The following is a 12,302-nucleotide window of genomic DNA, read 5'->3' as shown; positions in this document are numbered from 1 at the left end:
TTTAGGGAGCTGCGGAAACAGCAATTAAGATGAATTCCGTTGTTTCCCCGCAACAGGCTTGATATAACGTGCTGCGCATTCATATCCGCCAGGACGCGCGGATATGAAATGAAATAACAAAAGAGGGGATGAAGAGAGTGAATAAGTCACAGTTAATCGACAAAATTGCTGCAGACGCTAATATTTCCAAAGCAGCAGCAGGACGTGTTTTAGACGCATTCACCAGTTCTGTTTCCGAAGCGCTGAAAGGCGGCGACGAAGTGGCTCTGGTGGGCTTTGGTACTTTCTCTGTTCGCGAACGCGCCGCACGTACCGGCCGTAACCCGCAGACCGGCAAGGAGATCACTATCGCCGCAGGTAAAGTGCCTGGCTTCCGTGCGGGCAAAGCGCTGAAAGACGCTGTCAACGCATGACAACGCACTTGTCCTCGGCAGCATTTTCTTCCGAGGACAAGAATTCGGATCCAGGGATAAATCGCGCTACGACTTGTCTCATCAGGATTGAAGCTGCCAGGCTAAACGGCAGTTGCGTCACGGCCTTAATCCGACAGGCGTTGCGCCCGAGATTAAGATCCACACTACAGCGGAGCGTTGTCATACTATGATGGACAATTTACGCGCGGCGTCGAATCATGTCGTGCTCAAGGTTATTTTGGGGGTGATTATTCTCTCCTTCGTGCTGACCGGCGTTGGCAACTACATTATCGGCGGCAACAGCGACTATGCGGCCAAAGTCAACGGTCAGGAAATCAGCCGCGCGCAGCTCGAGCAGGCCTTTAACAACGAGCGCAGCCGCCAGCAGCAGATGCTGGGCGACCAGTTTTCTCAGCTTGCCAGCAATGACGGCTATATGCAGCAGATGCGTCAACAGGCGCTGTCGCATCTGGTAGATCAGGCGCTGCTCGATCAATATATTCACGATCTGCATATCAGCATTAGCGACGAGCAGGTTAAGCAGGCCATTTTTGCCCAGCAGGCGTTCCAGACCAACGGCAAGTTCGACAACGCCAAATATAATTCGCTGCTGACCAGCATGGGCTTTACCGCCGATCGCTATGCGGAAGCGCTGCGCAAGCAGCTGGCGACCCAGCAGCTGATCAACGCGGTCGCTAACACCGATTTTATGCTGAAAGACGAGACCGCGAAGCTGGTCGATCTGGTGTCGCAGAAGCGCGAAATCCGTCAGGCGACCCTCGACGTGAATACGATGGCGGTGAAGCAAACCACCACTGACGACGAAACTTCACAGTATTACCAGCAGCATAAAAACGATTTTATGGCACCGGAGCAGTTCCGCGTCAGCTACGTCAAAATGGATGCCGCCAGCCTGCAGGAAACGGTCAGCAATGCGGAGATCCAGAGCTGGTATGAGCAACACAAAGCGGACTATACCCAGCCGGAGCGTAACCGCTATAGCATCATCCAGACCAAAACCGAAGCGGACGCCAGCGCCGTGCTGGCGCAGCTGAAAGGCGGCGCGGATTTTGCCGCGCTGGCGAAAAGCAAATCGATCGACCCGATCTCCGTGCGTAAAGGTGGCGATATGGGCTGGCTGGAGCCGGCCACCACGCCGGACGAGCTGAAAAACGCCGGCCTGACGCAGAAGGGCCAGCTTTCGGAGGTGATCAAATCCTCAGTCGGCTTCTTGGTGGTGCGCCTTGACGATATTCAGCCGAAGCAGATCAAGCCGTTGGCTGAGGTGCGCGATGCCGTGGCGGAGAAAGCGAAGCAAGAGAAAGCGGTAGACGCCTTCTACCAGCAGCAGCAGAAGGTGAGCGAAGCAGCAAGCAACGACAACGAGTTGCTGGCTGGCGCTGCGCAGGTTTCGGGCCTAAATATCGTGGAAACTGGCTGGTTCAGCCGCGACAGAGTGCCGCAGGAGCTGAATTTCGACGCGGTGAAAAACGCGGTGTTCAACGGCGGCCTGATCGGTCAGAACGGCGCGCCGGGCAACAACTCCGACATCATCACCGTTGATGGCGACCGCGCTTTCGTGCTGCGTATCAGCGAGCACAAGCCGGAAGCGGTGAAGCCGCTATATGAGGTGAAGGCGCAGATCGCCGACACGCTAAAGCATGACAAAGCGACACAGCAGGCGAAAGCGCAGGCGGACAAACTGCTGGCCGATCTCAAAGCCGGTAAGCATGATGCGCTGAGCGCGGCTGGCCTGACGCTGAGCACCAGCAAAACCGTCGACCGCAACAGCCAGGATCCGGTGGCGCAGACCGCGTTTAACCTACCGCAGCCAGTTAACAGCAAGCCTTCCTGGGGCGTCAGCGAAGATATGCAGGGCAATGTGGTGCTGGTGGCGCTGGACAAGGTCAGCAGCGGCTCGCTGCCGCCGGAGCAGGTTGAGCAAATGGTTAAAGGCGTCACGCAGAACAACGGGCAGCTGGCGTTTGAAGCGCTGCTGGAGAACCTGCGCAAAGCGGCCAAAATCAAGTATGGTGCCGCCGCGCAAATGCAGTAACGCTCGCAAAAATCTGTTTTGTTGTGCAACATTTAAAGGCCGCGCAGGCGGCCTTTTCCATTTCTGCGATTTGCCTTTTGTCGCCGCCTCCCGTCAGTGTCACGCTGTGCCCGCTGTTTAACACAAGGAGAAACACAGCATGGCTAAGTCACTATTACCCGCTCTTTGCTTTACCCTGGCGCTTGGCGGCGCCGTCGCGCATACCAGCCTCTCCGCGGCGGAAAACGCCGCTGAGGCGCCAGCGGCGCAGGTCGTCCAGCCGCAGGCGAGTCAACCGTAGGAGTCCCAGTCGCAGGACGACCGGGTCAGTATCAACGACGCGACGCCTGAGCAACTCTCGGCCGCGATGAACGGCGTCGGGCTGAAGAAAACGCAGTCTATCGTCAGCTATCGCGAGCAGTATGGTCCCTTTAGCGCCATTGAGCAGCTGAAAGAGGTGCCCGGCATCGGCAACGCGCTGGTGGAGCGCAACGCTGAAAAGTTGAAACTGTGAGCTGACTAGCATCGCTGACGCTTTTACCACCGCGGCCGCGCGCCTTTGCTACGCTGAACAGGTCATACCAATTAAGTCTTTTGCGACGGGAGATGTCAGGCATGCAGACCACAATAAAGCAACGCTTTCAACAGGCTCAGCGAGCAGCAGCTGGCGTTTGTGGTGGTGAATATCAACATCAACTATCATCGCCCGGCGGTGCTGGGCGACGTGTTAACGATTCACAGCGAAATCACCCAGCTGAACGGGAAAAGCGGCATTATTACCCAGCACGTGATGCTGGCAGGAACGGAAACGGTGGTGGCGGATGCGGCGCTGACCTTTGTCTGCATCGATTTGCGCACCCAAGAGGCGGTCGTGCTGAAAGGCGAGCGGCGCACCCGACTGGAAGCGCTGATCGCCCGCTAGCGCCATCGCCGCTCTGCGTCAGCGGTTATAGCTGTGCTGGCTGTCGCGCAGCGCAGCGATCGGAGGTGCATAAGGCGGCGCCTGTGGCCGCCGCGCGCGGCTCAGGCAAGGCCGCTTTTGGCTTTCATGGCCGCCATCACGCCCTCGCGATCGCTGAGGTAGTCATTCAGCCCGCGGGCGCGTAGATGACAGGCGGCGCACTCGCCGCAGCCGTCGTCCTTCACGCCGTTATAGCAGGTCAGCGTCTCTTCGCGCACCAGCGTCAGCTGATGCCAGTAGTCGGCCAGCGCCCAGGTCTCAGCCTTGTTCAGCCACATCAGCGGCGTTTCGAAGCGCATATCGCGCGCCATGCCGAGGGTTACCGCATGGTTCAGCGCCTTCACAAATTCGTCGCGGCAGTCGGGATAGCCGGAAAAATCGGTTTCGCAGACGCCGGTAATTACCGCTTCCGCTTCGACCTGATAGGCATACACCGATGCCAGGGTCAGGAACAGAATGTTGCGCCCCGGCACAAAGGTACTGGGCAGGGCGCTGGCGGCGGGATCGTTAGAGGGCACGGGAATATTGTCGCGAGTCAGGCTGCTGACCGCCAGTTCGTTCAGCAGGGTGACGTCGAGCACCTTATGCGCGCGCGCGCCGAGCTTGTGCGCCAGCGCCTGAGCCACCTCGATCTCTTCGCAATGGCGCTGGCCATAATCAAAGGTCACACAGTGCACTTCATCATATTGCTGCAATGCCTGAACCAGGCAGGTGGTGGAGTCTTGTCCACCACTGAAGACTACAACGGCTCGTTTCATCATCGGCTCTCTGGAGAAATTTGCCCCTATGGTAATGGCTCTGCGCGCGGCTGAACAGCCTGATGCGGCTCTCAGGCCTGCAGCGGCGGCGCAACCCAGGCGCGGCTGAAGTCGAACCAGCCCAGGGGATTAAGCTGAATGCCCTCGACGCCGGGCGGAGCGAAGATTTAATAGTGATAGTTGAACAGCGGCAGCAGCAAGCCGTAGCGCATCAGCTGGCGCAGCGCCTGCACCATCTCATGCAGTTCCACCGGCAGATTATAGTGCAGCGTCAGACGCGGCGGCAGCGTCGTCGTCTCCTCCGCTATCTGCGGCACCGGCCAGCCGGGCAGCAGCTCCGCGCTTGGGGGTTATCAGGCCTTCATCCAGCGGCAGGCGGGCAATGATGTAGCTTTGCTGCAGCAGCCAGAACAGCCGCCGCGCCTGTGCAGCGCTGAAGCCGTCGCGCGGGCGGCACAGCAGGTAGCAGAACCCCAGGCTGATGCTGCGGCTCACCGGGCGCAGCAAAGCCATCTCCTCCGCATCGCCGATGGCGATCAGCACCGGATGGCGGCAGCTGGTGCCGAGCGCGCGATCGAACAGCGTCGGCGTGATCCAGTACTCCACCGCCTTCATCAGCGGCAGCTGCAAATGCCAGCACGTATGGCTGTCGATGCGCACCAGCTCAGGGGGTAAAGTGAGTCAGCTTCCACGGGCCGCTGCCGAGGCGCGGCTGGGGCAGCAGGCAGAGCTGATGCGCCAGCCGGTGCGGCAGCCAGAAGTCGCGGCGGCGCAGCTGAAAACGCAGCGCAAGCGGGTGGGGCGCGTCGACGGTCTCAACGTTCGCCAGCAGGCGGCCTCCGCGCGCATCCTGTCTGATGCGCTGAAACTGCTCGACCAGCTACGCCGCCTGAATCAGCTCGCCGCTGTGCCAGAACAGCTGCGGGCGCAGCCATAAGAGCCAGACGCGCCCGTCGTCGCTGCACTGCCAGTGATGGGCGAGATCGCCTGCCGGCTCGTCCGCGTCGAAGCGCGTCAGGCCGGAGAAAATCTGGCGCGCCAGGTGCTGCTCGGCGCGACCGACTCCAGCGGGCGATAGTAGGAAATGCGCAGCACGAGCGTGTCGTTCTGCCACTGGCCGCCCATCATCGGGCGCAGCAGATTGACCAGCTGCGCCAGCGCCATCTCCAGCAGCTGCTGCCCCAGCCGATCGGGTGTGGTCAGAAACGTAAGCAGGCCGTGTCCGCCGCGTCCCGCCTTTCCCTGCCAGCGCAGCCAGCCCGCCCGCTGCCACTGGAAAAGCAGGGTGCGCACGTGACGATAGCTGCAAAAACAACGGCTGGCCATTTCGGCGACGCAGGTCTGCTGCGGCGCGCCCAGGCTCTGCTGCCATAGGCGCTGAAATTGATTAAGGCGGTTAAGCTGGCGCCTAAGAAACTCGGAACAATTTTAAAAAATTATTCACTATTAGTTCCGGGATTGCCAGGCGATAGTGACAGCGTCTTTTTAAGCGGGAGAGAGCCATGGCGCGTTTAGCCGCATTCGATATGGACGGCACGCTACTGATGCCGAGCCACCAGCTGGGCGAGGAAACGCTCGCCAGTTTACTGGCGCTGCACCAGCGCGATGTGCATCTGGCGTTGGCCACTGGCCGACATCTGCTGGAGATGCAGATTTTGCAGCAGCGTATCACGCTGCCCGCTTGGCTCATCACCGGCAACGGCACGCGCGTGCACGATCTGGATGGCCATCTGCTGTTCGCCAGCGATCTCTCGCCTTCAGTGGCGGAAGAGGTGCTGCACAGCCACTGGGAAAGCCCGGCGACGGTGCACGTTTTCAACGATGACGGCTGGTTTACCGACGTGCCGGTGCCGCAAATGCTGCAGGCGCACGCCCTGAGCGGCTTTGGCTATCAGCTGCGCGACCTGAAACGCTTTCCGGCACACGAGGTGACGAAAATCTGCTTTGTCGACGAGCACGATTCGCCGTGCCGGTTAAAAACGCAGCTGGACGCAGCGCTCGGCGCGCGCATATCTGCTTTTCGGCCTGGGACTGTCTAGAAGTGCTGCCGCTCAACTGTAACAAGGGCAGCGCGCTCGCCCTGCTGTGCCAGCATCTTTCGCTGACGCTGGCGGAGTGCATGGCCTTCGGCGACGCCATGAACTATCGCGAAATGCTGTCGCAGGTGGGCAAGGGTTTTGTGATGGGCAACGCCATGAGACAGCTCAAGTCGGCGCTGCTCCACCTGCCGGTTATCGGCCATTGCGAGACACAGGCGGTGTCTCACTACTTGAATCACTGGATGGCAACGCCGCACCTCGCGTATTCCCCCGAATGCTGAGGATTACAGTGAGGCGGACAGGAGGTCCGCTTTTTTATTCCAGCTGGCGCAGCCAGCCGTTGATGTCGCCAAACTGCTGCGCCATCCAGTCGGGGTTGTAGTAGCCGTCAGGATAGCGCTCGCTGCTGTCGCAATCAGCGTCACCAGCGATCCCCGTTCCCCTTGCGCGCGCATCTGCTGCACCACCACCTGCATCATGTCCCAGAAGTTGGTGCTGGTAGAGGCGCCGGGTTTGCGCCCGATAATCTGCGCCAGCTTCAGCATCGCCGCCAGCGTGGCGCCGTCCGGCACCTTCATCACTTCGTCAATCACATCAGGCATAAAAGAGGGCTCGACGCGTGGACGGCCAATGTCCTCGATCAGGCTGCCGCGCGGGCTGCGCAGCGACGCGTCGCGGCTGTGCCAGTAATCGCAGAAAACCGAATGCTCGGGATCGACCACCAGCAGCTACGTCGCCAGCCCCTGATTGTGGATATAGCGGCCCAGCGTCGCCGAGGTGCCGCCGGTGCCGGCGCCCATTAAAATGGTATGCGGCACCGGAAAGGGCTCCAGCGACATCTGGCGAAATATGCTCTCCGCGATATTATTATTGCCGCGCCAGTCAGTGGCGCGTTCGGCGAAGGTGAACTGATCCATAAAGTGGCCGTTCAGATCGCACGCCAGCTGGAGAGAAGTATCGTAGAGCGCGCAGGGATCGGCGACGAAGTGGCACTGGCCGCCATAGACGGCGATCTGCTCGATTTTGCGCTTCGCCGTGCTCGTCGGCATCACGGCGATAAAGGGCAAGCCGAGCAGGCGGGCGAAATTGGCTTCCGACACCGCGGTGCTGCTGGATTAGGCCTCGATGATCGGCGTGTTCTCTTTGATCTAGCCGTTCGCCAGCCCGTAGAGAAACAGCGATCGCGCCAGGCGATGCTTCAGGCTGCCGCTCGGATGCGTGCTCTCATCTTTCAGATAGAACCCGATGTCAGGATAATCCGCCAGGCTAAAGCGTATCAGGTGGGTTTCGGCGTAGTGCTGAAAGTCCGCGTTGATTTCGTTAATCGCGCGGCGAGTCTAGTTACTCATGGCAGGGGTCCAATAGTTATCAGGAAGCGTAGATTATAAGGCACGGGCAGGAAAAAGAGATGGCTAAATTGCCGCTATAATGGCGCGTCTGGAGAAAAATATTCTCTTGGAGGATGAAATGTTAGATAAAACTGATCGCCAGCTGCTCGATTTGCTGCAGCGGGACGGTGCGCTTTCGCTGCAGGCGCTGGCGGATGCCGTTAATCTCACCACCACGCCATGCTGGAAGCGACTGAAAAAGCTGGAAGATGACAGTATCATTCGCGCACGCGTTGCGCTGCTTGACGGCGACAAGCTCGGCCTGTCGCTGACTGCCTTTATGTTTGTCAAAACGCAGCAGCACAGCCGCTACTGGTACCAGTGCTTTGTGGCGGCGGTGTAGGAAATGCCGGAAGTGCTGGGGGTTTTACCGCATGGCGGGCGAGTACGACTACCTGCTACGCATCCAGGTCGCGGACATGAAAAGCTATGACCGCTTCTACAAGCGTCTGGTTAACAGCGTGCCGGGGTTGATTGATGTCACCTCGAGCTTCGCTATGGAAGAGATTAAATTCACCACCGCTTTACCCCTTGCCCCCAGCGGCAAATAAAAGAGAACAGCGTAGTGCGACTATTCAGTCAGTTAAGTTGGTATTTCATTCGCGAGTGGCGGCGCTATCTGGGCGCGGTCACGCTCTTGATCGTTATTGCTGTGCTGCAGCTGCTGCCGCCGCACGTAGTGGGCATCGTGGTCGACGGCGTGACGCACCGCAACATGCGCGCCGGGACCATCCTGATATGGATCGGCCTGATGCTGGTCACGGCGGTGGCCATCTATCTGCTGCGCTACGTCTGGCGCGTGCTGCTGTTTGGTGCCTCCTATCAGCTCGCCGTCGAGCTGCGCGAGAAGTTCTATCGCCAGCTCAGCCGTCAGCATTCCGCCTTTTATCTGCGCCATCGTACCGGCGATCTGATCGCCCGAGCCACCAACGACGTTGATCGCGTGGTGTTCGCCGCCGGGGAGGGGGTGCTGACGCTAGTGGATTCGCTGGTGATGGGCTGCGTGGTGGTGCTGGTGATGAGCCTGCAAATCAGCTGGCAGCTGACGCTGCTGTCGCTGGTGCCAATGCCGATTATGGCGCTGTTTATTCATCGCTATGGCAACCAGCTGCATCACCGCTTCAAGCTGGCGCAGGCGGCCTTCTCCAGCCTTAACGATCAGACGCAGGAGAGCCTGACCAGCATCCGCATGGTCAAAGCCTTTGGCCTGGAGTCGCACCAGTCGGCGCAGTTCGCCGATATTGCGCGCGACACTGGCGCAAAAAACCTGCGCGTGGCGCGTGTAGACGCCCGTTTCGACCCGACGATCTATATCGCCATCGGCCTGTCGAACCTGCTGGCCATCGGCGGCGGCAGCTGGCTGGTGTGGCATGACCAGCTGACCCTTGGCCAGCTGACCAGCTTTGTGATGTACCTTGGCCTGATGATCTGGCCGATGCTGGCGCTGGCGTGGATGTTCAATATCGTCGAGCGCGGCAGCGCCGCCTGGAGCCGCATCGGCGCGCTGCTGGCGGAAATGCCCGCCGTGGAAGATGGCACCATCGCGCTACCGGAGAGCGCCGGCCCGCTTGAAACGGCGATCGACGCGTTTCGCTATCCGGCCAGTGACGCGCCAGCGCTGAGCGACATTCGCTTTCAGCTGCAGCCCGGCCAGATGCTGGGCTTGTGCGGGCCGACCGGCGGCGGAAAAAGCACGCTGCTCAGCCTGCTGCAGCGCCACTTCGATGTCGATCGCGGCGAAATCCGCTACCACGGCTTTCCGCTGACGCAGCTGCGCATCGACAGCTGGCGCAGCCGGCTGGCGGTGGTCAGCCAGACGCCGTTTCTCTTCTCCGACAGCGTGGCGGGCAATATTGCGCTGGGGAAACCCGACGCCGGGCAGACGGAGATCGAACAGGCGGCGAAGCTGGCCTGCGTGCATGAGGATATTTTGCGTCTGCCGCAGGGCTACGAGACTGAAGTGGGTGAGCGCGGCGTAATGCTGTCCGGCGGCCAGAAGCAGCGCATCGCTATCGCGCGCGCGCTGCTTCTTAACGCGGAGATCCTGATCCTCGACGACGCGCTCTCCGCGGTGGATGGCCGTACCGAACATGACATTTTGTATAACCTGCGGCGCTGGGGAAAAGGGCGCATGCTGATTATCAGCGCCCATCGCCTGTCGGCGCTGACGGAGGCGAACGAAATTCTGGTGCTGCAGCTGGGCAACGTTGCCCAGCGCGGCGATCACGAGGCGCTGGCGGTGCAGCCGGGCTGGTATCGCGACATGTATCGCTACCAGCAGTTGAAGGCGGCGCTGGACGACGAGGAAACGGCGAAAGGAGCTTCCGATGGCGAACGCTAAACGCCTGTGGCCGACGGTGAAGCGTCTGCTGGCCTACGGCAAAGCCTGGCGCAAATCGCTGATGCTGGCGGTGGGGATGCTGTGGATCGCCGCTGCGGCCGAGGTCACCGGACCGGTGCTGGTGAGCTACTTTATCGATCACCTGGTGGCGAAGCACCGCATGCCCTGGGGCGTGGTCGCCGGGCTGGTGGCGAGCTTTATCCTGCTGCAGCTGTTGGCGGCGGGACTGCACTACTTTCAGGCGCTGCTGTTCAACCGCGCGGCAATCGGCGTGGTGCAGCGCCTGCGCAGCGACGTGATGGACGCCGCGCTGCGTCAGCCGCTCAGCGCCTTCGACATCCAGCCGGTCGGGCAGATTATTTCACGCGTCACCAACGACACCGAGGTGATCAAGGATCTCTACGTGACGGTGGTGGCGACGGTGCTGCGCAGCGCGGCGCTGATCGGCGCGATGATGGTGGCCATGTTCAGCCTCGACTGGCGCATGGCGCTGGTGGCGATGGCGATCTTTCCGCTGGTGCTGGCGGTGATGCTGATCTACCAGCGCTACAGCACGCCGATCGCGCGCCGGGTACGCAGCTATCTGGCGGATATCAACAACGGCTTTAACGAAGTGATCAACGGCATGAGCGTGATCCAGCAGTTTCGCCAGCAGGCGCGCTTCGGCGAGCGGATGGGCGCGGCCAGCCGCGCCCACTATCAGGCGCGCATGGAAATGCTGCGTCTCGACGGTTTTCTGCTGCGTCCGCTGCTCAGCCTTTTTTCGGCGCTGATCCTCTGCGGCCTACTGCTGCTGTTCAGCTTTTCGACGCCGGGCGTGTTCGAAGTCGGCGTGCTCTATGCGTTTATCACCTACCTTGGCCGCCTGAACGAACCGCTGATCGAGCTGACCACCCAGCAGTCGATGCTGCAGCAGGCAGTGGTGTCGGGCGAGCGCATCTTTGAGCTGATGGATGCCGCACAGCAGGGTTACGGCAGCGACACGCGCCCGCTGCAAAGCGGCCGCATCGCCCTGCGCGGGGTGAGCTTCGCCTACCGCGACGATCGTGACGTGCTGAGTGACATAAATCTCGAGGTGCCGGCGCGCGGCTTTGTAGCGCTGGTCGGCCATACTGGCAGCGGAAAGAGCACGCTGGCCAACCTGCTGATGGGCTACTACCCGGTCACGCGAGGCGAAATACGCCTCGACGACCGGCCGGTCAGCCAGCTCAGCCACCAGACGCTGCGCCGCGGCGTCGCCATGGTGCAGCAGGATCCGGCGGTGCTGGCGGACACGCTGCTGGCCAACGTGCGGCTGGGACGCGACATCAGCGAAGAGGCGGTGTGGCAGGCGCTGGAGCAGGTGCAGCTTGCTTCGCTGGCGCGCGCGATACCGGACGGCATCCATACGCGCCTCGGCGAGCAGGGCAATAACCTGTCGGTGGGACAGAAGCAGCTGCTGGCGCTGGCGCGCGTGCTGGTGAAGATGCCGCAGATTTTGATCCTCGACGAGGCCACCGCCAATATCGACTCCGGCACCGAGCAGGCGATTCAGCAGACGCTGCGCGCGCTGCGCCAGCACACCACGCTGGTGGTGATTGCCCATCGTCTCTCGACCATTACCGAAGCGGACACCATTCTGGTGCTGCACCGCGGTCAGGTGGTGGAGCAGGGAAACCACACCGCGCTGCTGGCGCGCCAGGGACGCTACTGGCAGATGTATCAGCTGCAGCAGGCGGGCTATGAACTCGCGACGGGCAAAGCTGTCACCGCCGTCGGGTAAATTGCACCTTTTTTGCGCGCAATTATCGGAATGTTCCGAAAGGCTGCACCGCTTTGACGCCGCTGACACCAAAGCGGTGCAGCCGCCGCGCTCGCTTTTCTTTTTCCGCCCTTTTTTCCCGCCACGGCGCGTCGCGCTGGCCCTCTTTTTGCCATTCACCCACTGATTTCTCTATTTCTGGCACAGCCTTTGCCTATGTCTCTGCGTGTCTGATGTGACCCATTTGTCTACTACCCGGAGGGGGCCCAATGAAGCTGGTTACCGTGGTCATCAAGCCGTTCAAACTGGAGGATGTGCGTGAAGCCCTCTCCTCGATCGGCATTCAGGGGCTGACCGTCTCTGAGGTTAAAGGTTTTGGCCGTCAGAAAGGCCATGCAGAACTCTATCGCGGCGCCGAGTACAGCGTGAATTTTCTGCCCAAGGTTAAAATCGATATCGCCATCGCCGACGATCAGCTCGATGAGGTGGTAGACGTGATCAGCAAAGCGGCCTACACCAGCAAAATTGGTGATGGCAAAATTTTCGTCGCTGAGCTTCAGCGCGTTATCCGTATTCGTACCGGTGAAACCGACGAAGCAGCATTGTAATTTCGGCTTAGTAATGTG

The 12,302-nt window shown here is 60.5% G+C and carries 6 protein-coding genes and 6 pseudogenes; 9 read left to right on the top strand and 3 right to left on the bottom strand.

Annotation, left to right across the window (positions count from 1 at the left end; translation table 11 throughout):
- The first annotated feature begins 137 nt into the window (after positions 1 to 137).
- From hupB to EIO60_RS06060, 4 genes and pseudogenes are all read left to right on the top strand, one after another.
- Positions 138 to 413: a nucleoid-associated protein HU-beta gene (gene hupB, locus EIO60_RS06075; RefSeq protein WP_258576187.1), complete on the top strand. Its 276-nt coding sequence runs from the start codon at positions 138 to 140 to the stop codon at positions 411 to 413.
- Positions 414 to 600: 187 nt separating this feature from the next.
- A complete protein-coding gene (gene ppiD, locus EIO60_RS06070; protein WP_258576186.1) occupies positions 601 to 2,469 on the top strand; it encodes a peptidylprolyl isomerase in 1,869 nt (622 codons plus the stop codon).
- Between the two features lie 139 nt (positions 2,470 to 2,608).
- Positions 2,609 to 2,962, top strand: a pseudogene (locus EIO60_RS06065) (helix-hairpin-helix domain-containing protein).
- A gap of 117 nt (positions 2,963 to 3,079) precedes the next feature.
- Positions 3,080 to 3,370: pseudogene (locus tag EIO60_RS06060) on the top strand (YbgC/FadM family acyl-CoA thioesterase); the annotation flags it as partial.
- Positions 3,371 to 3,471: 101 nt separating this feature from the next.
- Here the strand turns inward: EIO60_RS06060 and queC are convergent.
- A complete protein-coding gene (gene queC / locus EIO60_RS06055; protein ID WP_258576302.1) occupies positions 3,472 to 4,167 on the bottom strand; it encodes a 7-cyano-7-deazaguanine synthase QueC in 696 nt (231 codons plus the stop codon).
- 71 nt (positions 4,168 to 4,238) lie between these two features.
- Positions 4,239 to 5,526: pseudogene (locus tag EIO60_RS06050) on the bottom strand (SgrR family transcriptional regulator).
- Between the two features lie 143 nt (positions 5,527 to 5,669).
- On the opposite strand from EIO60_RS06050, the pseudogene cof reads away from it, so the two are divergent.
- Positions 5,670 to 6,379, top strand: a pseudogene (gene cof, locus EIO60_RS06045) (HMP-PP phosphatase); the annotation flags it as partial.
- A gap of 142 nt (positions 6,380 to 6,521) precedes the next feature.
- Here the strand turns inward: cof and EIO60_RS06040 are convergent.
- Positions 6,522 to 7,531 (bottom strand): annotated as a pseudogene (locus EIO60_RS06040) (PLP-dependent cysteine synthase family protein).
- A 142-nt stretch (positions 7,532 to 7,673) separates the two neighbouring features.
- Between EIO60_RS06040 and EIO60_RS06035 the strand changes: the two are divergent.
- The 4 genes and pseudogenes from EIO60_RS06035 to glnK all read left to right on the top strand — a co-directional run bounded on the left by EIO60_RS06035 (position 7,674) and on the right by glnK (position 12,284).
- Positions 7,674 to 8,145: pseudogene (locus EIO60_RS06035) on the top strand (Lrp/AsnC family transcriptional regulator).
- A gap of 14 nt (positions 8,146 to 8,159) precedes the next feature.
- Complete coding sequence (locus EIO60_RS06030; RefSeq protein ID WP_258576185.1) at positions 8,160 to 9,935, top strand: SmdA family multidrug ABC transporter permease/ATP-binding protein; 1,776 nt, start codon at positions 8,160 to 8,162, stop codon at positions 9,933 to 9,935.
- Positions 9,922 to 11,697, top strand: a complete 1,776-nt coding sequence (locus tag EIO60_RS06025; RefSeq protein WP_258576184.1) for a SmdB family multidrug efflux ABC transporter permease/ATP-binding protein — start codon at positions 9,922 to 9,924, stop codon at positions 11,695 to 11,697. Before EIO60_RS06030 ends, EIO60_RS06025 begins: the two co-directional genes overlap by 14 nt.
- Before the next feature lie 248 nt (positions 11,698 to 11,945).
- Complete coding sequence (gene glnK, locus EIO60_RS06020; RefSeq protein ID WP_258576183.1) at positions 11,946 to 12,284, top strand: P-II family nitrogen regulator; 339 nt, start codon at positions 11,946 to 11,948, stop codon at positions 12,282 to 12,284.
- Positions 12,285 to 12,302 lie beyond the last annotated feature (18 nt).

This window comes from Candidatus Pantoea persica (assembly GCF_013753875.1).
GTDB lineage: Bacteria > Pseudomonadota > Gammaproteobacteria > Enterobacterales > Enterobacteriaceae > Pantoea > Pantoea persica.
Note: the sequence above shows the minus strand (reverse complement) of the source record. Positions and strands in the feature narration are given on the sequence as shown.

What these genes read in the sequence shown, in the direction of transcription:
- ppiD (WP_258576186.1), top strand. Translation starts at nt 601, where the DNA reads ATGATGGACAATTTACGCGCGGCGTCGAATCATGTCGTGCTCAAGGTT.
- queC (WP_258576302.1), bottom strand. Translation starts at nt 4,167, where the DNA reads ATGAAACGAGCCGTTGTAGTCTTCAGTGGTGGACAAGACTCCACCACC.
- EIO60_RS06025 (WP_258576184.1), top strand. Translation starts at nt 9,922, where the DNA reads ATGGCGAACGCTAAACGCCTGTGGCCGACGGTGAAGCGTCTGCTGGCC.
- glnK (WP_258576183.1), top strand. Translation starts at nt 11,946, where the DNA reads ATGAAGCTGGTTACCGTGGTCATCAAGCCGTTCAAACTGGAGGATGTG.